Annotated in this window: 27 protein-coding genes; 12 read left to right on the top strand and 15 right to left on the bottom strand. The window is 49.5% G+C overall.

Features of this window, described 5'->3' with window-relative positions:
• Nucleotides 1-68 precede the first annotated feature (68 nt).
• The 7 genes from selD to AOC34_RS07875 all read left to right on the top strand — a co-directional run bounded on the left by selD (nt 69) and on the right by AOC34_RS07875 (nt 4836).
• Entirely contained in the window at nt 69-1109 is a 1041-nt protein-coding gene (gene selD, locus AOC34_RS07900) for a selenide, water dikinase SelD (RefSeq protein WP_108469552.1), read from the top strand.
• A gap of 41 nt (nt 1110-1150) precedes the next feature.
• Nucleotides 1151-1852 carry a pirin family protein gene (locus tag AOC34_RS07895; RefSeq protein WP_108469551.1) on the top strand — a complete coding sequence of 234 codons (702 nt, stop codon included), beginning with the start codon at nt 1151-1153 and terminating at the stop codon, nt 1850-1852.
• 42 nt (nt 1853-1894) lie between these two features.
• The gene (locus AOC34_RS10260; protein ID WP_159074841.1) at nt 1895-2041 is read left to right on the top strand and encodes a hypothetical protein; all 147 of its coding nucleotides are present in this window, start codon (nt 1895-1897) and stop codon (nt 2039-2041) included.
• 234 nt (nt 2042-2275) lie between these two features.
• The gene (gene pufB / locus AOC34_RS07890; protein WP_108469550.1) at nt 2276-2428 is read left to right on the top strand and encodes a light-harvesting antenna LH1, beta subunit; all 153 of its coding nucleotides are present in this window, start codon (nt 2276-2278) and stop codon (nt 2426-2428) included.
• A gap of 9 nt (nt 2429-2437) precedes the next feature.
• Nucleotides 2438-2641, top strand: a complete 204-nt coding sequence (locus tag AOC34_RS07885; RefSeq protein WP_108469549.1) for a light-harvesting protein — start codon at nt 2438-2440, stop codon at nt 2639-2641.
• Between the two features lie 92 nt (nt 2642-2733).
• The gene (locus AOC34_RS07880) at nt 2734-4116 is read left to right on the top strand and encodes a PucC family protein (protein ID WP_108469548.1); all 1383 of its coding nucleotides are present in this window, start codon (nt 2734-2736) and stop codon (nt 4114-4116) included.
• Nucleotides 4117-4419: 303 nt separating this feature from the next.
• Nucleotides 4420-4836, top strand: a complete 417-nt coding sequence (locus AOC34_RS07875) for a BLUF domain-containing protein (protein WP_108469547.1) — start codon at nt 4420-4422, stop codon at nt 4834-4836.
• Between the two features lie 8 nt (nt 4837-4844).
• On the opposite strand, the gene AOC34_RS07870 is transcribed toward AOC34_RS07875, so the two are convergent.
• The gene (locus AOC34_RS07870) at nt 4845-5993 is read right to left on the bottom strand and encodes a MalY/PatB family protein (protein ID WP_108469546.1); all 1149 of its coding nucleotides are present in this window, start codon (nt 5991-5993) and stop codon (nt 4845-4847) included.
• A 120-nt stretch (nt 5994-6113) separates the two neighbouring features.
• Here AOC34_RS07870 and AOC34_RS10255 point away from each other — a divergent pair, with 120 nt between their 5' ends.
• On the top strand, nt 6114-6257 hold the full coding sequence (locus AOC34_RS10255) for a hypothetical protein (RefSeq protein ID WP_159074840.1): 144 nt from the start codon (nt 6114-6116) through the stop codon (nt 6255-6257).
• Between the two features lie 190 nt (nt 6258-6447).
• Here AOC34_RS10255 and AOC34_RS10250 read toward each other — a convergent pair whose 3' ends face one another.
• Nucleotides 6448-6597: a hypothetical protein gene (locus AOC34_RS10250; protein WP_159074839.1), complete on the bottom strand. Its 150-nt coding sequence runs from the start codon at nt 6595-6597 to the stop codon at nt 6448-6450.
• 54 nt (nt 6598-6651) lie between these two features.
• Between AOC34_RS10250 and AOC34_RS07865 the strand changes: the two genes are divergently transcribed.
• The 3 genes from AOC34_RS07865 to AOC34_RS07855 all read left to right on the top strand — a co-directional run bounded on the left by AOC34_RS07865 (nt 6652) and on the right by AOC34_RS07855 (nt 9508).
• Nucleotides 6652-7650 (top strand): NAD-dependent epimerase/dehydratase family protein, encoded by a 999-nt coding sequence (locus AOC34_RS07865; RefSeq protein WP_108469545.1) that lies wholly within the window; start codon nt 6652-6654, stop codon nt 7648-7650.
• A gap of 76 nt (nt 7651-7726) precedes the next feature.
• Nucleotides 7727-8155: a DUF2452 domain-containing protein gene (locus AOC34_RS07860; protein WP_108469544.1), complete on the top strand. Its 429-nt coding sequence runs from the start codon at nt 7727-7729 to the stop codon at nt 8153-8155.
• A 30-nt stretch (nt 8156-8185) separates the two neighbouring features.
• Nucleotides 8186-9508 carry a DASH family cryptochrome gene (locus AOC34_RS07855; protein ID WP_108469543.1) on the top strand — a complete coding sequence of 441 codons (1323 nt, stop codon included), beginning with the start codon at nt 8186-8188 and terminating at the stop codon, nt 9506-9508.
• Here the strand turns inward: AOC34_RS07855 and AOC34_RS07850 are convergent.
• Both AOC34_RS07850 and AOC34_RS07845 read right to left on the bottom strand, forming a co-directional pair.
• Nucleotides 9481-10395: a histone deacetylase family protein gene (locus AOC34_RS07850; RefSeq protein ID WP_234408079.1), complete on the bottom strand. Its 915-nt coding sequence runs from the start codon at nt 10393-10395 to the stop codon at nt 9481-9483. The two genes, AOC34_RS07855 and AOC34_RS07850, sit on opposite strands and share 28 nt — an antisense overlap.
• A gap of 12 nt (nt 10396-10407) precedes the next feature.
• Nucleotides 10408-11412: an NAD(P)/FAD-dependent oxidoreductase gene (locus tag AOC34_RS07845; RefSeq protein WP_108469542.1), complete on the bottom strand. Its 1005-nt coding sequence runs from the start codon at nt 11410-11412 to the stop codon at nt 10408-10410.
• 27 nt (nt 11413-11439) lie between these two features.
• On the opposite strand from AOC34_RS07845, the gene AOC34_RS07840 reads away from it, so the two are divergent.
• Nucleotides 11440-11640: a hypothetical protein gene (locus AOC34_RS07840; protein WP_108469541.1), complete on the top strand. Its 201-nt coding sequence runs from the start codon at nt 11440-11442 to the stop codon at nt 11638-11640.
• Here the strand turns inward: AOC34_RS07840 and AOC34_RS07835 are convergent.
• The 11 genes from AOC34_RS07835 to AOC34_RS07785 form a co-directional block, all read right to left on the bottom strand.
• Complete coding sequence (locus tag AOC34_RS07835) at nt 11637-11981, bottom strand: hypothetical protein (protein ID WP_108469540.1); 345 nt, start codon at nt 11979-11981, stop codon at nt 11637-11639. The genes AOC34_RS07840 and AOC34_RS07835 overlap by 4 nt on opposite strands.
• Nucleotides 11982-12248: 267 nt before the next feature.
• A complete protein-coding gene (locus AOC34_RS07830; RefSeq protein ID WP_108469539.1) occupies nt 12249-12734 on the bottom strand; it encodes a glutathione peroxidase in 486 nt (161 codons plus the stop codon).
• The gene (locus AOC34_RS07825; protein ID WP_108469538.1) at nt 12718-13617 is read right to left on the bottom strand and encodes an oxygenase MpaB family protein; all 900 of its coding nucleotides are present in this window, start codon (nt 13615-13617) and stop codon (nt 12718-12720) included. The genes AOC34_RS07830 and AOC34_RS07825 overlap by 17 nt, the downstream gene beginning before the upstream one ends.
• Nucleotides 13618-13649: 32 nt before the next feature.
• Nucleotides 13650-14297 (bottom strand): LON peptidase substrate-binding domain-containing protein, encoded by a 648-nt coding sequence (locus tag AOC34_RS07820; RefSeq protein ID WP_108469537.1) that lies wholly within the window; start codon nt 14295-14297, stop codon nt 13650-13652.
• 53 nt (nt 14298-14350) lie between these two features.
• Nucleotides 14351-15328 carry an alpha/beta hydrolase family protein gene (locus tag AOC34_RS07815; protein ID WP_108469536.1) on the bottom strand — a complete coding sequence of 326 codons (978 nt, stop codon included), beginning with the start codon at nt 15326-15328 and terminating at the stop codon, nt 14351-14353.
• 63 nt (nt 15329-15391) lie between these two features.
• Complete coding sequence (locus AOC34_RS07810) at nt 15392-15658, bottom strand: hypothetical protein (protein ID WP_108469535.1); 267 nt, start codon at nt 15656-15658, stop codon at nt 15392-15394.
• Nucleotides 15659-15702: 44 nt separating this feature from the next.
• A complete protein-coding gene (locus AOC34_RS07805) occupies nt 15703-16032 on the bottom strand; it encodes a c-type cytochrome (protein ID WP_108469534.1) in 330 nt (109 codons plus the stop codon).
• 28 nt (nt 16033-16060) lie between these two features.
• Nucleotides 16061-17485 (bottom strand): TolC family protein, encoded by a 1425-nt coding sequence (locus tag AOC34_RS07800; protein WP_108469533.1) that lies wholly within the window; start codon nt 17483-17485, stop codon nt 16061-16063.
• A gap of 4 nt (nt 17486-17489) precedes the next feature.
• Nucleotides 17490-18446, bottom strand: a complete 957-nt coding sequence (locus AOC34_RS07795; RefSeq protein WP_108469532.1) for an efflux RND transporter periplasmic adaptor subunit — start codon at nt 18444-18446, stop codon at nt 17490-17492.
• Between the two features lie 2 nt (nt 18447-18448).
• Entirely contained in the window at nt 18449-18829 is a 381-nt protein-coding gene (locus AOC34_RS07790) for a DUF3302 domain-containing protein (RefSeq protein ID WP_108469531.1), read from the bottom strand.
• A 138-nt stretch (nt 18830-18967) separates the two neighbouring features.
• Complete coding sequence (locus tag AOC34_RS07785) at nt 18968-20038, bottom strand: ABC transporter ATP-binding protein (protein ID WP_108469530.1); 1071 nt, start codon at nt 20036-20038, stop codon at nt 18968-18970.
• Between the last annotated feature and the right edge of the window lie 31 nt (nt 20039-20069).

Here is a 20069-nt window from a genome sequence, read left to right as displayed (position 1 = left end):
TTCTGAAGATTAGGGCTATCGGGTGATACCGCATAAAATAAGTCCTTTCTTTTCGAAATTACCCATGTATGTACTATAACGGTCGTCTAACATCCCTCTCGCATGGCGGCGGCTGCGGCTGCAAAATTGCGCCCGGCGTCTTAAGCAGCATTCTGAAGGCATCCCCTTTGCGCGCGCTACCAGCCGCTTTGCTTGCCGGCAATGAGAATAATGAAGATGCAGCGGTCTACCAAATCAATCCGAACCAAGCGATTGTGGCGACCACTGATTTTTTCATGCCGATCGTCGATGACCCCTATGAGTTTGGGCGGATTGCAGCAACCAATGCCATCTCGGATATTTATGCGATGGGCGCACAGCCGCTGTTTGCTTTGGCCCTGCTGGGCATGCCAATCAATGTATTACCGCTCGATGTCATCCAGAAAATTACCGCTGGCGGTGAGTCAGTATGTGCTGACGCCGGAATAGTGATTGCGGGTGGACACTCAATTGATTCGGTTGAGCCCATCTATGGTTTGGTTGTCATTGGCCTTGTTGATCCTAAGCATCTAAAACGAAACAACGGGGCCCGAGTGGGCGATAGCATTATTTTGAGTAAACCCCTAGGGGTTGGTATTTTGTCTGCCGCACTCAAAAAAGAGCGCTTATCGGATGCGGGCTATCGCGAAATGATTGCCTTAACAACACAATTAAATAAGCCAGGACTGGCATTGTCACGCCTCGATGGGGTTCATGCAATGACCGATGTCACTGGCTTTGGCTTAGCTGGGCACCTACTGGAATTGGCTCGCGGCGCTGGCTTGCGAGCTGCGTTGAACTGGAGTGCGGTTCCAATCGTCGATGAAGCGATGACGCTGGCGCAAGGCGATATCTATACCGGCGCCTCTACCCGCAATTGGGCGGCCTATGGGAATGAAGTCACTTTATCCAACCAGCCGGGCATATGGCAGCAGCATCTCTTAACGGATCCACAGACCAGTGGCGGCTTATTGATCTCATGCGCCCCTGAACTAGAAGCTGAGGTTTTAGCAATCTTGCGGGCAGACGGCTTCTCACGTGCTGCTGTGATTGGCCGGTTTGAGCCTGGGTCTGGAATGGCTGTAAGCTAAGCTTTCGCTCAATATCCGTTTCCTTTTACTATTAATAGATCATGATCCTGCTTCGAAAATCCAGCGACCGCGGCTACGCTAACCATGGCTGGCTTAAAAGCTTTCATTCATTCTCCTTTGCCAGCTATTACGACCCGCAATTTATGGGGTGGGGTAATTTACGCGTTATCAATGAGGATCGGATTGCTGCTGGCCGCGGTTTTGGTAAGCACGGTCACCGCGATATGGAGATTGTGAGTTATGTCCTTTCAGGTGCATTAGCGCATGAGGACAGCATGGGCAATGTCGAAAGCATTCCACCGGGGGATGTGCAACGCATGAGCGCAGGTACCGGTGTTGAGCACAGTGAGTTTAATCATGCCCAAAATCAAGAAACCCACTTTTTACAAATCTGGATTGAGCCTCTCAAGAAAGGGGTCGAACCGGGGTATGAGCAAAAGACCATTTCACCTGCCACTAAGCGAGGTACTTTACGTTTAATTGCATCGCATGATGGCGAGCATGATTCAGTCCGTATCAACGCCGATGCAAAAATCCATGCAGGCTTGTTTGATGGCGCCGAAACCGCTAAGCTGCAGTTAGATCCTGCACGCAAAGCATATGTTCATCTGGTCACAGGAGGGCTGATGGTGCAAGGTCAGCAGCTACAAGCGGGAGATGCATTGATGGTGGAGGGTGAGGGCATGCTTCTATTCGAGCATGGTGTGAATGCCGAGGTATTGGTATTTGATTTGGCGCCGTAATACTGGTCATACGATACGTACTGATGAAACAACACATTTGCAATGGACGACTTTAATTTCTATCGCTTTATTGCCTACCTAATTGGCATTGCCATTGCGGCCATGCTACTGGTGAAGTTGTACTTGATTTATGCCTTTCGAAAACTAGAAAAAGAAGAACGGCAACAACGGGAAGAGCAGCCAAAATAGGTCTCGGATCTTGCTGCACTGCATCGACTTATATTCTGTAAGTCACTGATTATTAATAATTTAAACAATAACCCTATAAATAAATTGACTTTTTTTGCTTATTTTGTAAATATATTGTGACATTCGTCTATGTAAATTTTAATTTACTTAGTCGGATGTATTTATGGGTACCCATAAATAAATCCGACGTGCAGGATTGGCACGGGTATTGAAGTCGAGCAAGGAGATATCACTATGTCAGACGCAAACAAGGTTTGGCCTACTGGCCTAACCGAAGACGAGTCTCAGGAGTTGCATCGAAGCCTGATTCAAGGCACACAGTTTTTTGGCATGATTGCAGCATTTGCCCATTTACTGGCCTACATCTATTCACCTTGGCTGAAATAAGGAGATGACATGATCTACGGAAAAATGTGGTGCGTAGTAAAACCAACGGTTGGTCTTCCTCTTATCATCGGGGCAGTAGCTGTAGGTTCATTTGCCGTTCACACAATGATTTTGAACAATACAACTTGGGTCAAAGCATTTTTGAATGGTAATGCCAGCGTTCAAGCTGGTGCTCCAGCAGCCGCACCCGCGGCACCTGTGGCGAAAAAGTAGTGACTGGTCTGTGAAAAAGGGTCTGGCAGCATGTTGCACGACCCTTTTTTACAGCCATTTAAATTAAAGCAGGACACAGTGAGTTCTGCGCTATGAAACGCATTAGTCAAAAATTAATTGATACGTGGGTTCACTTCGGACCCCGCTTCTTGCCGTTCGCCGATGTGGCGACCGATGATCTCCCACTCTCGCGCTTATTGCGATTGTCTTTGTTTCAGGTCTCGGTTGGAATTATGTTGGTTTTACTGGTTGGAACCCTCAACCGCGTGATGATTGTTGAGCTAAAAGTTCCAGCATCGCTTGTCGCCATCATGATCTCCTTGCCTTTGCTGTTTGCGCCTTTTCGTGCGCTGATTGGCTACCGATCCGATACCCATCGATCCCATCTGGGTTGGCGCCGAGTGCCCTACATGTGGATGGGCACGATGTTGCAATTTGGTGGGCTATCGATCATGCCGTTTGCGCTCCTGGTTTTGTCTGGAGCAGGGCAGTCTAGTAATGCTCCAGCCTGGATTGGGCAATTGGGCGCTGCAGTCGCTTTTCTGCTCGTCGGCGCTGGCGTACACATTACGCAAACCGTTGGCTTGGCTTTGGCTAACGATCTCGTCAAAGAGGAATCGCAACCCAAAGTGGTTGGATTAATGTACGTGATGATGCTCGTTGGCATGATTGCCAGCGCGCTGATTTTTGGTGAACTTTTATCCGAGTACAGTCCGGGGCGCTTGATTCAGGTGATTCAAGGTGCCGCTATTGTGATCATGGTGCTCAACGTAGTAGCGCTATGGAAACAAGAGTGCCGTGATCGAGCTAAGGTGGCGGCGCGCGAAGTAAACGTTAGTTTTTCAGAGTCGTGGAGTATCTTTTGCAAAGGCAATCATGCGATTCGGCGTTTGCTTGCAGTGGGTCTGGGGACCATGGCATTCACGATGGAAGATATTTTGCTCGAGCCCTACGGCGGTGAAATACTGAATATGAGCGTAGGTGCAACCACCTCGCTGACTGCAACCCTAGCGATTGGTGGGCTATTGGGCTTTGGTTTGGCATCGCATGTTCTAGGCAAGGGCTACGATGCATTTCGGATGGCAATGAATGGTGCGTTTGTTGGTCTACCCGCATTTCTAGCGGTGATTTTGGCTGCCCCCTTGGGCTCGCCCACCCTATTTGCACTTGGCATCCTATTGATTGGCTTTGGCAGTGGTTTGTTTGGGCATGGAACGCTTACCGCCACCATGCGCCTAGCCCCCAAAAAGCAAAGTGGCTTAGCCCTAGGTGCCTGGGGCGCGGTGCAAGCGACCGCTGCTGGGACCGCAATTGCCTTGGGCGGAGTGATTCGGGACCTCGCAAGCCCATTTGCCGGGGCTGCAGGCGGCTACATTGTTGTGTATATTATCGAAATAGTCTTATTACTGGCAGCGATTGTGGTCATGTTGCCGCTGATAAAAAGCAGGTTTAATCTGGCCACAAATACCGCTTAGCACTGCATTTAAGGCTAAGTGGACAACATAAGGAGCGTACGATGGGTTTCGGAACTGTGATTGCAATTTTGCTAGTGGTGATATTCACCGTTGTTATTTTGAAAGACATGAATCAAGACAACAAGTGGAAATAAAGGCGATTTAGCTCTTTATAGAGCCTAGTATTAGCAAAAACCCACTCATTGCAGTGGGTTTTTTCCTTTCTGCAGCGCATACCACTTCGAATTACATTGGGGGTTTACGACTACTGCCATTTTTAAATTAAGTGCGTAGTATGGGTCAATACCTTGATAAAAGTGAAGCATGCCAACTCCCTCATCTGATTTAGTTGAATTGACCTACGTCAGCCAACCTGCCCAGGAAATGTCCTTTTTGGGATTAATGCGCCTGCTATATCACTCCTATATGCGCAACCAAGCGCTTGGCATTACTGGGGTTTTGATTTTTGAAGATCAGCGCTTTGGTCAAGTGATCGAAGGCCCGGCCAACTCGATCGATCGCCTGTGGGAAAAGATTCAAAAAGATGATCGCCATAAAAACGTTAAGTTGATTAACCGTAAAACCATTGAACGCCGCAGTTTTCTAAAATGGACCATGATCTTTCAGGGCAATGAAGAAATTGCCAATCGCCTCCCTGAGGTGAAGGCCGCAGTAGATCAGGGCGACTTTCCGAGCGACCACCCCTTACTGGTTGCCCTGCGTAACGAAATCCAGCGCTAATAGACTGCTTATCTTTTTACGGATGCCAGCGCCAGGGCCATGCGGTCCATCGCTTGCTCAAGTAGTGCGCGCTGCGTACCAAAATTGAGTCGAACAAATTGCGGCGCATTAAATTGAGTGCCGGGCGATAGCGCCAGGCCGAAACTCAAAAATAGCGCATGGGGATCAGGGCATTTGAGCGCGCTGCAATCGATCCACGCCAAATAACTGGCCTCGGTCTTTGCTAGGGTGAGTGGGGCCATCGCCTGTAGGCGCTTCGCAACATAATCCCGGTTGCCCCGTAGGTATTGCAGTAAGGATTGACGCCACTCCTCCCCGTCACGCAGTGCTGCCATAGTAGCGGTATAGGCCATAAGGCCTGGTTCTGCAATGGTGCGGTGTAAATCGGTTTGCATCGCTGCGCGCAAGCGGGGATTTTCTGCAATAGCCCATGCCAAACCCATTCCAGGAAAGTTAAATACTTTATTGAGCGACATCAGGGTAACGGTTCGCATCGAAATGCGCTGATCAAGGCTAGCAATCGGAATATGACGGACTTGCTTATCTAGCACCAGTCCTGCATGAATCTCGTCAGAACAAATCAGCAAATCATGCGCCTCACAAAATTCAGCAAACTGCAGTAGCTCTGATTGGGTATAGACCGTTCCGCCTGGATTTTGCGGATTGCAAAGCAACGCTAATTTCGTATTGGTTTGGCGAAATTGATCGAGCGCTTGCCATGGCAAAACCCACCGATCGTTTTCGAGTGCTAAGGGGATCTCGGTGTATGCGCGCGGACCTTCAGAACAGGCGAGGCGTAAATGGTGGTAGACCGGCTGGGGAACTAAAATGTGTTCCGCTGGATTGGTCAGCTGACGCACGGCAGTGTAAAGCCCAGAAACCACGCTCGGCAAAATTACAATCCAGTCGGGATCGACTTTCCAGTTGTAGTGCGCTGCCATGTAACTCGCAATTGCACTGCGCAAGGAGTCGGGCGCATGGGTGTAGCCAAAAACACCATCCTGAACCCGTTCCGCAAGTGCATCAATTACGCACGGGGGCGACTGAAAATCCATGTCTGCGACCCATAGTGGTATGACATCATCGCTTGCATAGCGATCCCAGCGAATGGAGTCACTATTTCTTCGATCTACAGGGGCGTCAAAGTTAAAAGGCATGGAGTGATTGTACCGAGGAGGTGATTTGTTGATTTTGATGTGAAAAATACAACACGGCAGCAAATCAAGCGATTTAAGGCTACTATTGGCAATTTATTTCAATTGAGAAGGTAGTCTGTGATGGTAAAAGCCCTTAAAATTAAGTTGGCCCGATGGATTTTGGGCGAGCATTGTGCCTGCTACAAGATGGGCTATCACCCCCTTGTCGACTTCCGTCAAAAAAGTGCAGACACAGAAGCGAAGGCAAAGGCACGTCAAGCCTAATGCGGTTAACCATGGGGAAATGCAATGAGCAATAGCAAAGCAATCGAAACAAAAAACAAGCTGGTAACAATTTACGGTGGATTAGCAATTGCATTCATTGCAATCTTTTCGACGATTTCAATTCTGTCTTGGTTCGTCTCGGCTCTAAACTTTTAAATCCAGTTTATTGCCGTACAGCAGGACGGCGATTTCATTCGCCCTTGTCTGCTTGCTTGTCTTCCAGTCGCATTCTTTTTTCGCGCTCCTTGCGTAGGTCGCGAAATTGCCACAAGGCAAATGCCACAACGCCACCAAAGACGAGAAAAAGTTCGATGATGATGACGGGTGCAAAATCAGCCATGGCTTGAATTCATATGATTCATAGCAGAAATAATACAGCGCGGCTAGCACCTACGTGAAGATCTTTCTTGTTGGCGCCACCGGATTTATTGGCAGCCACTTTCTCAAGCACTCTCTAGCCGCTGGCCACAGCGTGACCTGCTCCGTACGCTCGCCTAAGAAAGCGGATGCGATCCGCGCATTGGGGGCATCGCCATGGGAGGGCGACTTACAAAACCAAGACGAACTGAGTTTGGCCCTAATTGGAATGGATGTGCTGATTCATGCGGCGGGCTGCCGTGATTTAACCGCTCCAGCCGATTTCCTTTTGCAGAGTAATGTCCGGTTGACCCAGACACTAGTGGGTGCGGCTGCAACAGCAAACGTAGCGCAGTTTATTTATATCAGCGCTGCATCAGTAGTGATGAGTAAGCCTACGGCACTTTTCAACGTAACCGAGTCCGCACCCATCACGCCGCAACATTATTTACCTTATACCCGCAGTAAAGCCATTGCTGAGGCATCGGTATTGGCTGCACCACAGACTGCCATGAGGGTAGTGGTGTTGCGCCCCAGTTTTGTTTGGGGCAAAGGCGATAGCATCGATACTGAAATTGGCCCCGCATCCAATCGTGGTCAATTTGGCTGGTTTAGTCAGGGGCATTATCCATTTTCAACCTGCTCCATTGCCAATTTATGCGATGCATTGCAACGCGCCATGCAGCACACTCAGTCGGGCGGTGTTTTTAATATCAGCGATCGTGAGCCGGTTGATTTTCGGGTGTTTATGACCAGGCGACTGGAGGTCAGTGGATTTCAGGTACCCACCTTATCTGTTCCACGAAAGCTAGCCTGGTGGCTTGGTGCTTTTACCGAAACGGGCTGGACGTATTTGCCTATGCCTGGAAAACCGCCGATTGTGCGGGAAATGGTGCGTTTAATGGGTTTTCCATTTACGGTCTCGATTGAGCGGGCAAAGCGTGACTTGGGCTATCTGGGAAGCCATTCAATCGAGGCAGGGATGTCCAATATTGCCTCTGTGCAGGAGCGCCAGCAGGGCAGTACTCAGCAATAATTGCCTGAAATTACTATAATTTGTATCTTGTGAGGGGCGGCATCCGTCCTTTGGTTTACCTCAGCTAGGAATAACGATGCGCATTGAAGATAAGGATCCAGCACGGCATGCGGGAATTGAGTACCCGATGGAAGTGGGCGCTCCTGTTTTCGCACCGATTAAGGTAACCGAAGAAAAAGATAAGGCAGTCAATGTCGCTCGTCAAAATGCCAAGCAAGAGTATGACCGCATCATGGAGCAAGCTACCGTTCTCATGAAGCAGGCAAAAGCCTTGCAGTCTCGCCTGGACGCTACCGAAATGGTCCACGCCGCTAAATTTGGTTTTAATCCCATTCATGGAAAAACCTATTTTTTGTATTACGACCAGCGCAATCAAACCAATTTGTTGTTGCAAAATGGCCCACATGATTGGACCTGCGGTATCCCAGCAAACTGGAATTACCTGATGACGGTCAAAAAACTGGGCGATAGCACCTGGGAACAAATCGAAGAAACAGTGGAATAGTTTTTTATTCCCACAGCAACCGCAGCCGCAGTGAATACAGCCCTTTATTGGTTTCGGTCCGACCTACGGCTGATAGACAACCCTAACTTTTTATCCGCATGCAAGGCTTCGGATCATCTACTGCCGATTTATGTCCATGCACCCCAAGAATCGCTTATCTGGGGCTTTGAACGGATTAGCCAACACCGCCAGCAGTTTTTGCGCGATGCACTCAATGATCTGCAACAGCAGCTAGAGCGGCTTGGATCGGATTTACTGGAGTTGCAAGTGCCCCAGGCTAGCTCCAGCAGTGCCGTTGATCTCGTCATCAATGCAGCGCATCACCACGGTATTAAAACGATCTACTGTGAGGTGATTGAGGCGCCCGAGGAAATGCAGGCCATTACTGCATTAAGGCAGGCCGGACTCACCGTACATGCCGAGCTTGAGTCAACCATGATTGCCGTAAATAATTTGCCATTTGCGCCTGATGCAATGCCAGATCAATTTACGCAGTTTCGCAATGCAATCGAAAAAGCAAAATACCTTTTTGCCGAGCCAGTTCTAGCTCCAAGCCATATTCCGCCGCTACCTGAGGGCTTTAATCGATCGGGCTTGATTCCAGGTGCGCAGACCCCAATTCGAGCTGAGTCTCTAATTCAACGCACGGGCCATCCACACAGTTCCTTCCCGCATTATCGAGAATCCTGCCGTGGCGGCACAACTGCTGCAATAGCCCATCTACGGCAATATCTAGAGCGCGCACTGCCGCACTCGTATAAGGCAACCCGCAATCAATTGCACGGCCTCGATTATTCGAGCAAGCTATCCCCATGGCTTGCCTTGGGTTGTATTTCAGCGCGCAGTATCATGCAAGCGTTAAAGCAGTTTGAGTCAGAGCAAGGAGCCAATGAGGGAAGCTATTGGCTTTGGTTTGAGCTACTCTGGCGTGATTATTTCCGCGTACTCCATCTTAAATACGGAAATCAGTTGTATTGTGCAAGCGGTCTAAATCAGTCAGAAAAGCCGATACACAATGCCCGTGGTTTTGAACATTGGTGTTCTGGCACCACAGGAGAATCGATTGTGGATGCCGGCATGCGTGAGCTCAAAGCAACGGGCTATCTATCGAATCGCTTGCGCCAAGTGGTGGCGAGTTATTTGATCTATGACTTGCATTCGGATTGGCGTGCAGGCGCCGCTTGGTTTGAGTCGCAACTACTGGATTACGATGTGTATAGCAATCAAGGCAATTGGCTCTACATTGCTGGTAGGGGCACTGATCCGCGGGGTGGGCGACGCTTTAATCCGCAGAAACAAGCCCAAGACCACGACGCCAATGGCAGTTACCGCGCATTGTGGCTGGGCGACTGATCAAGGCACAAAGCAGATAAGATGGTTTGTGCATGGATCTCGACAGTAAGTTTCATGTCTTTGCCATAGCCGCCTGCCATTGCAATGGCGACTGGTAGGGCATTCACTGCAGCCCAGTTGTAGACCTGTTGATCGCGTTCGCGCATCCCTTCTTTTGTTAGGCTGAGCTTACCTAAGCGGTCATGTTCATGGGGATCAGCGCCGGCAAGGTAGATGATGAACTGGGGATCAAATTGAGTCTGAACGACATGCAGCGCATTGCTTAAAGTATCTAAGTACAGGTCATCACCACACCCATCGGGTAGCGCTAAATCCAAATTGCTTTCCTCTTTCTGAAACGGAAAATTATTTTCACCGTGCAGGGACAAGGTAAAAATACCGTGATCGTTTTTTAGGATAGCGGCAGTGCCGTTGCCTTGGTGCACATCTAAGTCAATGATGGCCACCCGAAAATCACTCCCTTGGATTTTTTGCAACACGCGTGCAGCAACAGCGGCGTCGTTAAATACACAAAAACCACCACCATGGTCGCGGTAGGCATGGTGCGTACCGCCAGCTAAATTAACAGCCACTCCATCGACTAGGGCCGACTGACATGCCGCAATGGTAGCGCCAACCGATCGCCTAGAGCGCTCAACCATGCGGTCGCTCCACGGAAAGCCGATGGCACGCTGCTCTTGATCGCTCAGTTCACCGGCAACTACTTTTTGAATGTAGCTCGGCGTATGGGCATAGAGCAATTGAGTATCGGTGGCAACTGGTGCTTCGATTAAATTAATCTGGGGATGTGTCGCAATGGCTTCCCTCAGTAAGCGGTACTTCTGCATGGGAAAGCGATGGCCTTCTGGCAATGGCAGAACAAAGTGGTCGGTGTAAAACGCCTTCACTGAAGCAGCGACTTAATGCGTGGCAATGATGGCATTTGCCAATGCGTGGCCGCTGAGCCATGCACCTTCTACGCGACCGCCATGCAGCCAGTCTCCGCAATAGGCAATACCTTGCTCTGAATTGCAATGGAAGCGGGGCTGGTACGCAGGGTCACTGCTGGCATAGCGCCAGCGATGGATCGCACACTCTGCTGGAGCCTTGCCACCAATGGCGATAAACGCTGCAATCATTTGTGGGGCAATGGTCTGCGGGTCGGCGTCAATCTGATCTTGGCTCCATTGCGATTGACCATGAATCACCCACACCTCTTCGCCAGTGCGCTCGGGTTTTGCATTATTGCGCGCCGCCCAGCTCAGAATGCCATCATTGATAAAGGCGGCTTCAAACGGCATGGCGATCACTTCATTAAAGCGCAGCATCATGGTCCAGCACCCTTCGGTTTTTGCTTGGCCATACAATGCGGTAATAGCAGGATCGATTTTTTGGGTGAGTAGAAGTGCTTGTGGCGCTGGCACCGCCAAAATGACCCAATTGGGTTTGTACTCCAGCAGTCCATGTTCCGCAGTATGCAATTGCCACTGGTGTGGAGCTCGATTGATTTGCGTGATGGTGTGGCTGTGATGGACGTCAAGGGACTTTGCCAAATGGTGGGCCGGCGAGGTCATCCACGGCGTGCCCACATAGCGGGGATCAGAAGGTTTGCTGCTTTGCCAGGTTTGGTTTTCATAAACCCCAATCGGGGTATGCCATTGCGAAGCCGCTCCCTGCTCCAACCAGATTGCCAGTTGATTCTGAAAGGCGGGATCGCGCGCAGTAAAGTAGCGCGCACCATGGTCACATTGCCAGCCATCGCCCTTGCGTGTGCTCATGCGTCCAGCAACGCCCCGACTTTTTTCAAATACCTGAACCTGCATGCCTGCTTGGGCTAAAGCGCTCGCGCAGCTGAGGCCAGCTAAGCCAGCGCCGATGACAGCGACCTGACTTTTTTCCTCTATCCTAGGTAGAATCAATGCCATGGCGTATTTTTATGGGCGGAGTCTGAAATGAGTAATTTAGATAAGCGGTGTTGCGGTTCCGGCGTTTGCATTATCAACGAAGCAGGCGAGTGTTGGTGTGGCCAACGTTGGGATGGAACGAAGATGAGTTTTGTGCCCCTGAACAGCACTTCAGCAACCGAAGCAAACCGGGATGGCCAAGCAGCCACTCCCAATCAATCCAACAATCAGACTAACCCGAAGTCCTAGACTTGTAGCTTCGGCTCAGATGGAATGCATGAGCGGCCCGCTTGCTGCTCTGCTTGTTTTAGCCAGGCAGGCTTTGCGCCCTTAGTGCTATTACCCATCTCACGAAATTGTTCTGGAGTCAGCCTTTTCTCTAAGGCACCCACAAAACAACTGCAATACGGAATAAAGTCCGCGTCACTCACCTTATCACTCAACCGTTGGTGAATGGTTCGTTGCTGCTGCACACACTGTTGGGTATAGGCTTCTTTTTGTTTTGGGCTAGCTTCTGCGAGCGATGGACTTGAATTAAGTAAGCAAACGCTTACTAAGATTGCCCCAGTGTGTTTAAAAATTGAGTGCATGCGGTATTCCAATGTATTAATCCACTGTGAGGAAACTTCAGTCCGAGTAATAGTAGGGTAATTAGCGAATCCGTGCTGCTTGGTAACGTAGGAAGGCTTTTCTACCCGCTAAAAGGGCGCTAAAAATCAAAACGAGTTTGGCAAAAAATGGCTTCATAAGGCTCTTTCCAGTTAAATTAAAGGGCTTTTAGGGGAAAACCCTTATTTGTAATATACGCCTTTAATTTCCATTGTGCAGAGCACGATAAAACCACATTTTCAGTAATCTTATTCTGGGCTTTGGAGGATCTTTTGGATGTCGCCTGCAATGCTGGCAGGATCGTCTGCAGAGCCATAGCGGCGAACAACCTGACCCTGGCGATCGACCAAAAACTTCGTGAAATTCCACTTGATGGCTTCAGTTCCCAAAATCCCCGGAGCAGCATGCTTAATGTATTTGTATAGGGGATGGGCATTCTCGCCATTGACATCGGTTTTTTCAAACAGCGGGAAAGTAGTCTGATAGCGCGTGCTACAAAATTGCTCGATTTCAGTAGCGCTACCCGGTTCCTGTCCGCCAAACTGATTGCAGGGAAAGCCAAGTACTTCAAATCCACGATCCTGAAACTGCGCATAGATGTTTTGAAGACCAGCATACTGGTTGGTGAAGCCGCAGCGACTGGCTACATTCACGATCAGTAGAACCTTGCCGGCGTAATCGCTCATCTGTTCGGTTTCGCCATTTAGGCGCGTGAGGCTAATGTTGGGCAGCATGGGTTTTTCCTTTATTGGAATTAAGTCCATAAATACGGCGGTAGGAGTGGGCAGCAACTCCATTTTGCAATGCCTTGCGGACCGGTTTTGCGATTAAGTTAATGGCCGATTCAACAGCGCTGCGCTCAAACGCCGACGGGACTTTGCGACCGATGAGGGGATATGCCCAGTCGGGTAAGTTGAGGAAACCGGCTTTACTGACGAGCCGTACAAACGGCCGTGAATGCAGACTGCTGGGGTATTCATCCAGCAATGTGACGATTGCGCGAGCCCGCTCGCCGTAATGCAGCTCGGGCAGATAGGCAGCAATGGCCTGATCTGTCGCAAGGGCGTTATCCGGCAAATCGATGGCACCGAGCCTATTTCCAATGAGGCGCATTTCAACAAAGTAGCGATCGATATCTACGCTTGCTAGTTGAGGATTACGGTAACGCAGATAGGCGCGCATAAAGCTACTGGTTTCTGTCAGGTGAACCCAATTTAATAAATGCGGATCGCTGGCGCTGTACGGCATTCCAAATTCATCGGTACCTGTGATGTGCCCATGGATCCGATTGACCTTATCAATCATCTGATTGGCCATTGCGGTCGGACCATAGGTGGTGGCGGCAATAAAAAAAGCAGTGCGACCAAGACGACCTTGTAAGTCGGTGCGAAAACTCGAATGGTCCCAGACCCCGGCGAGCGCACCGGGATGCAATGCTTGCATTACCAGTGATGAAATGCCGCCGATCATCATGGACATGAAATCAGCATGCACTTCCCATGGCATGGAGTCCGGACCCAGCAGACCAGGATCGCCAGCAGGGGTAAGGAAAGCAGTGGGTGGGCCGCTTCCACCAACTAACTGACGCACCATTTGCTGAATAAAGAGATCCACCATCACGATCCGGGGCTCACGTTAAATGAAGGTGATCAATGGAGTGTTGAATTTAAATCAACGCCGTCCTCGAGCAATTCCTGAATTAAATCAAGGCGCAATCGCGGATTCGTTTGCATCAGCAAGTGATTTTTTTGAGCGACTGAAAGTGGCAGTATCTCCGCTAAGCGATTGGAGACCCAAGCACAATCATCGAGGCGATAGGGCTCCTGGAAGGGCAGTTGATTCTCGCTGAGGCCTTGCTTTTGTACCGAAGTAATGATTTCTGAAAGCAGGAGAGCGGCATCACTCAATTCATCCGGAATTGCCAAGTCTGGGTCTGCGGCAACGCACTGCACTTCGCCCATCCATAAACCATTTTTTTCACGCCTCGATTGCAGCAGCGAAAACCGCGCATGCCCTACCGAGCGTGTCATATACAGGGCTGGCTGGATTGGATCAAACTCAATAATTTTGGCGAGGGTGCCAAACTCAGACAAGAGGATATTCGGCTTTGCCGGATCGTCTATTTCAGCGCCTTCCTCAATTCCAACAATCCCGAAGAATTCTTGATTTTTAAAGCATGCCTTCATCATATCGAGGTAGCGCACCTCAAATATCTTGAGCGCAATAAGCCCTTCCGGGAATAAAACCGTTTGCAAGGGAAACAAGGGAATCCAAAATGGTTTTGCGAGATCAGTCATAACTGCAATGTACAGGATCTAATGCAATTCTGCAGTGGGCCAGCAGACGCCACTTAAGAAATGACTTTCGACAGAATCGCCTCGTGGCGCATGGCCCATGACGGAATGCCGGACTCTTGGTTGTTTAAAACCTGCGCAATAAAGTCAAGGCTAAGTTCTTGCGTAGCCTCTTTTACTTGGTGGTTTAAAACGGCGCCGCCGGAACGGGTCCGATCCGTAAACATGCTGTGCGAGCCGCCTTCAAAAACAGCCAAGGCTTTGCGTTCACTCCCAATGGCTTCAAAAATAGCTAAGCGATCGGGATAGCCGCTAAAGTAGCCTGGGATTTGGATATTGTCTTCGGTGGCTGTAATGTGCAAGGTAGGTAAGCGGACCGGCTGCAAAATAGAATCTACCGATTTTTGACCATAAAAGCGTGGAGCTGAAATTACGATGGCAGCCTTGATGCGAGAATCACTCAGTTCAATGGGGATATTGTCGCGATTGACGCGCGCACCAGAGGCAAGCAGAGTGGTGTTGGCCCCATACGAGTGCCCGGCAGCAATAATTTGATTTGGGTTGATTGCTTGACCCAGTGGATCGCGCAGTATCTGAGTCAATGCAAAGCGTAAATCAAATACCCGAGCAAGCGCTTCTTGTTCTTGCGCTGCTTCTTGTAGACGGGATACTAAATTAAACGGATTTCCAAACCAGATCGAGCGATCGCTACCAATGTGCTGGACATGTAAGCTGGCTAGCCCATGACTTGCCCAATAGCTTCCGAGGTAGCTATAACCGAGGCGCGAACCACCGATGCCATGGGAAAAAATAATGAGCGGCGCAGGAGCCGCAGAGGACGATGCAATGGGCTGGTAAAGCCGAACCGGGACAGGGCGTTCACGGGCATCATCCAGCCAATCGAGATCGTGGATCTGAAATGCAGACGCCGAGGCCAATCCCAGTAGTGGAAAAAGAGCAAGCGAGGGTGCGGCTAATGCAAGCCCAGTAGCTGGAAGCTGTTTTAGAAATTGCCTTCTAGAGAAATGAACCATGGTGCATTCTATTTTGCTTTTGCAAATCAAGCAGCGGGAATGCTGATTCAGTGGGCTAATGTCCTACTGCTTGCCGCGTCGACGCTGTGCCAGGAATTGCACCAAACGAAAATGACCATAGCCCAGAACAAGGGCAAACACGGCAATCGAGTACTTAATCTCAATCCCAGTCAGAGATTGCGTAATGGTGGAAAACAGCGCAGACCACAGCATGATGCTGAGGTAAGAAACCACAATCAAAGGCTCCTTAATGCGCGTACCGTCAAATGCCTTGGTGTACGCAACCGCAATGGGGGCCAATGAGAGGAGTAGGTAGAGAAATATCTTCATGAATAAAGGTAATGGTATTGCATTCGATCGATTAAATTCGCCAATTACTTATTGCTATCCAAAATCCACTCGGCGAGCTTTTTGGCATCGGCCTCACTTATCTTGGTATTGGCGGGCATCACCACTACGCCCCATGCACCGCCGCCGCCTAAGCGGATTTTAGTGGCCAGTGTATCTACCATTTGTGCCCGCGGTTGGCTTTGATAGCGTGTGGCAATCGCTTTATAAGACGGACCAACTACTTTACGATCCATCGCATGGCACCCCATGCACGTATTCTGTTTGGCTAATTCAGGAGATGCATTAGCTCCAGCTGTAAAAAAAACGGATGCAATCAGACCGATTCCAGCAATGCTGTTATTCAAATTGAACATAATGGGCCTTATATTACGCATAAAGTCATTATTCCGTTGGGGATCCGCCCAAAGCAAGATAGAGATTGACGCGCTGGGCTAAGGCATCTACCTGCCCTTGTCGCCAATTCATTTCAATGGCATTCGTGCGAATAATTTCCTGCTGCACCTGACGTTGATCAATTCGGCCAATGCGAAACTCCGCACGGCGATTGTCCATTAAGCGGCGCTGCTCAGTCAGCTGGCCTTGCAAGAGAGTGCTGCGTTCCCGCCACGTTGCTTCGCCATTGAGTGCATTTTCTACATCGTTGAATGCGTTTAATGCCACTTTGCCGTAATTGGCAATGGCAGCTTGTGCTTCTGCATTTTGATAGGCAATTTGGGCCTCGATAGCGCCACCCTGAAAGAGGGGGATAAATACATTGGCGCCCGTACCCAAGCTTGTGCTTGGACCCCTGGTTAAAGCAAAGACTTCGCTATTTATGTAGCCAAATCCAGCTGTAAGGCTAATTTTAGGTAGGCGCGCTAAGCGTTTTTCTTCGGTGGCATAAAAGGCGCTGTTCACCCGCGCTTCGGCGGCAATGATATCGGGCCTGCGCTCCAATAAGTCTGTTGGCAGTCCTGGGGCCACTGGCGCAGGCAATTGAGGTAGGCGTGTTGTATTTAAGGGTTTTGCGTCGGGGTATCGACCAAGCAATACCTCTACCGCACGCAAGGCTTGATCTCGGGCGAGTGCGGTACTGAGCGCGAGCTCTTTTGCTTGCGAGGCAATGAGTTTGCTGGCGGAAACATCGGCCTGGGAAGATGCGCCTATTTTTTCTCGAATCGCAGTCAGGTCAGAGACTGTTTGTGCAGCGGCTGCACTTTCACTAGTAAGGCGGGCTTGCTCTTGGAGTGCTCTGGCGAGCCAAGCAGTTTTAGTTAATGTACCAATTAACGATAAGCGCGCTGCATCTTGATCAGCATTAATTGACCGAGCATTTTGACCCGCTCCTGCAATGGAAGTTCGCACACGACCCCACAAGTCAAGCTCCCAGCCTGCACCAATGTAATAGCCGGTTAGTCCGGTTCCACTGGAGCCCACTTTTCCACCGATGTTGCCAAATGCATTTACGCCGGGATACTGGGCGCCACTGGCAGCATTGATCAAGGATTCTGCCTGCAAGCGCCTCGCTGCAATGACTTGAATATCGGGACTATTGCGTAGCGCTTCAGCAACCAGTTGATTGAGTTCTTCATCTTGAAACTGTTTAAGCCATGCGTCATCGACTTTGACATGGTTTGCAGGGCTAGCGCTTTGCTTACCTTGCATTGCAAATTGATCCGGTACTTTTACGGCCGGCAGTGCTTTGCTTCTCAGATCCTCTCCCTGCATTGGCGGCTTGATGGTGCAGCTGGTAAATACCAGGCTGCTGATCAGAGCCGAGAATGCGAAGGGTAGGCGAAGGCGGGATGAATTGAAGCGGCTGAGCATACGTTTAATGCAGCTTTGGAATGATGTAGTTCAGTTTTGTACTGACCCGCAACATGACCTTGCGAATAATGTGCAAGAACGCGAGGTGGTCGGTATAGACCGCTCCATCACCGACTGCGCCGGCAGGCAGAAGCAATTGATTATGACTGTCATCCAAGCTGAGCTTCACTGCAAACCGGTTGGCCGCAATCTCACGAATACCAGTATTGGGCAGATTGCCACTAACGCCGAGCTGACCCTGACCTTCAGCCAAAATTACGGACTCTACCTTTGCTTTTAGAATTTGACCGGGTAAGCTCGGTATATAAAACTCCGCTTCATTGCCAACTGCAATTTGATGCAATTCATTTTGATTAAATAGGGCATAGATCTGGGGTGTATCTTCCAAAAAGGTCATGACCGATGCGATCGGGAATGCGGCAACATAAGCTCCCGGTCTGAGCTGAACATGCACCACGGTGCCATCGCTGGGAGCGAGCATCGTGGTTTGTGCCAGATCATATTCCGCGCTAATTAACTGTTCTTTGAGTTCGGCGTAATCTGCCTCGGCTTTTTCAAGGTCAAATCGATTGCCCGCGCCACTTTGTACTAAGGCCTGATTTTCAGTTAGTCGGAGTTTGGCTAAATTTAGTTTTGCCCTGACTGCATTGGCGGTGGCTTGGTATTGAGTGGAATCAATCTTAAAAAGAACATCCCCCTTTTTAACCTGCTGATTAATCTTGACTGGAACCTCGACGACACGTCCCTTGACCTGACTCACGATGCCGATCGAATTGCGCACAACCAATACATTGCTCGATGAAGGCGAAAAGACATTGAGGAGCAGAATCAAGGTAATCATTCCGACTACCGGAATCGTAAAAACAATGACCTTGGATATGGTGTTCCATGGCAGCAGTTTAAATTTAAAAAAGATTAACCAAACGATGCATGCATACAAACCGAGAATAATGGCTTCCATGATTATTTCTCGCTACTTTCGCCATCCGTACTATCGAGTGGCTTGTACTTATCGGTTCCGTACGCGAGCTTGTACATCGTTGGTTTGGTATAGGCCCATAAATACGCAAACGGCCAAAGTAGGCCGCCAAAGAACAAAGAAAGAACACACAGTGCGTGAATGGCATCGCGTTGAGGGTGTTGGCGCTTCTTTGCAACAGTATCTGGCCAAATGTGTACAAACCAAAATAATGCAATTGCACCTATAGGAATCACAATCAGGACCACCCACGAAATAATATTAGCAACCCCATCAATTAAATCGGGTGGCAAAAACGAGGCGTGAGCCAATGTGGGTAAAAGTAATGCGATACCAATAAATAGTTTCAAAGCATTGGGTGCCATTGGAGTCCGCTCCTTGAGCTAAAAGCCTTAGGTTGTTTACAGCAATTCGTATGAGTAATCATATAAAACAAGCTGTAAGGGTAATACAAAAATCAGGATATAGCCATTGACCCAAAGGCTAGGGGTTCATTCTTTAAATTAGTCGGAGAAGGTAACGACGTGGTCTGCGCCCAAACGGATGCCAATTTTCTCGCCAATGTGGTGGTCGTGGTGGCTGGGGACGTACGCAAATACCTCTTGGCCTGAGGCAAGCTTTAAGGTGTATAAAAAATCAGCGCCCCGAAAGGTTTTGCGAATCACTTCTGCTAAGAGTGGACTGGCATCATCGTGCTGAATATCATCGGCACGTAGCAGCACATCTACTACTCTGCCAATTGGATCGTGGTGATCGTTGTCTAGTTTGAGTTTGCCAAGCTCGATTTCAACCATGGCGTTGTCTTGAATCGCGCCTTTTACAAATACCCCGCGGCCAATAAAGTCAGCTACGTAGCGGTTGATGGGCTGATGATATAAATCATAGGGTGTATCCCATTGCACAATATTGCCGTCATTCATTACGCCGATGTGATCAGCAATGGCGAATGCCTCAAATTGATCGTGGGTTACCAAAAGTGCAGTTACCCCATTATTTTTTAAGATGTCGCGCATTTCAGAAGCGAGGCGCTCGCGCAAATCGACATCCAAACTAGAAAATGGTTCATCTAGCAGAATTAAGTCGGGCTCTGGGGCCATTGCCCGGGCCAATGCAACCCGTTGCTGTTGGCCGCCACTAAGTTCATGCGGATAAGCTTGGCTCTTATTGGCTAGTGATACCTTCCCGAGCCAATCCATTGCAACCGCGTGACGCTGGTTCGCGGGAAGGGCGCCAAGACCAAATATCACATTCTCAATCACGGACAAATGGGGAAAGAGGGCGAAATCCTGAAATACCATCCCCACACGGCGCTGACTTGGGGCTAGGTTGATAGTAGGGGAGCTAACCACTTTGTCGTGCAACTTAATTTGACCGTGTTGCAAGGGCTCAAAACCACAAATAGCCCTTAAAACCGTTGACTTGCCGCAGCCCGATGGCCCCAACAGGCAGGCAATGCCGCCTGGTTCTAGCTGAAGATTAAGGTCATGCACGATGCGCATCCAGCCCTTGCCATCCGGTTTGGGATAGGCAATTTCCACTTCTTCAAGCGAAAGTAGGGGCTGAGTCGAATTCATCCCTATAATTTTCGCATTAACCGGTTGATTT

Source organism: Polynucleobacter difficilis, assembly GCF_003065365.1.
Classification (GTDB): domain Bacteria; phylum Pseudomonadota; class Gammaproteobacteria; order Burkholderiales; family Burkholderiaceae; genus Polynucleobacter; species Polynucleobacter difficilis.
The sequence above is the reverse complement of the archived record's forward strand: the minus strand, read 5'-3'. Positions and strand labels throughout refer to the sequence as shown.

Coding starts and splice junctions, on each gene's coding strand:
- selD (WP_108469552.1), top strand. CDS start 69: ATGTACTATAACGGTCGTCTAACATCCCTCTCGCATGGCGGCGGCTGC.
- AOC34_RS07895 (WP_108469551.1), top strand. CDS start 1,151: ATGATCCTGCTTCGAAAATCCAGCGACCGCGGCTACGCTAACCATGGC.
- AOC34_RS10260 (WP_159074841.1), top strand. CDS start 1,895: ATGGACGACTTTAATTTCTATCGCTTTATTGCCTACCTAATTGGCATT.
- pufB (WP_108469550.1), top strand. CDS start 2,276: ATGTCAGACGCAAACAAGGTTTGGCCTACTGGCCTAACCGAAGACGAG.
- AOC34_RS07885 (WP_108469549.1), top strand. CDS start 2,438: ATGATCTACGGAAAAATGTGGTGCGTAGTAAAACCAACGGTTGGTCTT.
- AOC34_RS07880 (WP_108469548.1), top strand. CDS start 2,734: ATGAAACGCATTAGTCAAAAATTAATTGATACGTGGGTTCACTTCGGA.
- AOC34_RS07875 (WP_108469547.1), top strand. CDS start 4,420: ATGCCAACTCCCTCATCTGATTTAGTTGAATTGACCTACGTCAGCCAA.
- AOC34_RS07870 (WP_108469546.1), bottom strand. CDS start 5,993: ATGCCTTTTAACTTTGACGCCCCTGTAGATCGAAGAAATAGTGACTCC.
- AOC34_RS10255 (WP_159074840.1), top strand. CDS start 6,114: ATGGTAAAAGCCCTTAAAATTAAGTTGGCCCGATGGATTTTGGGCGAG.
- AOC34_RS10250 (WP_159074839.1), bottom strand. CDS start 6,597: ATGGCTGATTTTGCACCCGTCATCATCATCGAACTTTTTCTCGTCTTT.
- AOC34_RS07860 (WP_108469544.1), top strand. CDS start 7,727: ATGCGCATTGAAGATAAGGATCCAGCACGGCATGCGGGAATTGAGTAC.
- AOC34_RS07845 (WP_108469542.1), bottom strand. CDS start 11,412: ATGGCATTGATTCTACCTAGGATAGAGGAAAAAAGTCAGGTCGCTGTC.
- AOC34_RS07840 (WP_108469541.1), top strand. CDS start 11,440: ATGAGTAATTTAGATAAGCGGTGTTGCGGTTCCGGCGTTTGCATTATC.
- AOC34_RS07835 (WP_108469540.1), bottom strand. CDS start 11,981: ATGCACTCAATTTTTAAACACACTGGGGCAATCTTAGTAAGCGTTTGC.
- AOC34_RS07830 (WP_108469539.1), bottom strand. CDS start 12,734: ATGCTGCCCAACATTAGCCTCACGCGCCTAAATGGCGAAACCGAACAG.
- AOC34_RS07825 (WP_108469538.1), bottom strand. CDS start 13,617: ATGGTGGATCTCTTTATTCAGCAAATGGTGCGTCAGTTAGTTGGTGGA.
- AOC34_RS07820 (WP_108469537.1), bottom strand. CDS start 14,297: ATGACTGATCTCGCAAAACCATTTTGGATTCCCTTGTTTCCCTTGCAA.
- AOC34_RS07815 (WP_108469536.1), bottom strand. CDS start 15,328: ATGGTTCATTTCTCTAGAAGGCAATTTCTAAAACAGCTTCCAGCTACT.
- AOC34_RS07810 (WP_108469535.1), bottom strand. CDS start 15,658: ATGAAGATATTTCTCTACCTACTCCTCTCATTGGCCCCCATTGCGGTT.
- AOC34_RS07805 (WP_108469534.1), bottom strand. CDS start 16,032: ATGTTCAATTTGAATAACAGCATTGCTGGAATCGGTCTGATTGCATCC.
- AOC34_RS07800 (WP_108469533.1), bottom strand. CDS start 17,485: ATGCTCAGCCGCTTCAATTCATCCCGCCTTCGCCTACCCTTCGCATTC.
- AOC34_RS07795 (WP_108469532.1), bottom strand. CDS start 18,446: ATGGAAGCCATTATTCTCGGTTTGTATGCATGCATCGTTTGGTTAATC.
- AOC34_RS07790 (WP_108469531.1), bottom strand. CDS start 18,829: ATGGCACCCAATGCTTTGAAACTATTTATTGGTATCGCATTACTTTTA.
- AOC34_RS07785 (WP_108469530.1), bottom strand. CDS start 20,038: ATGAATTCGACTCAGCCCCTACTTTCGCTTGAAGAAGTGGAAATTGCC.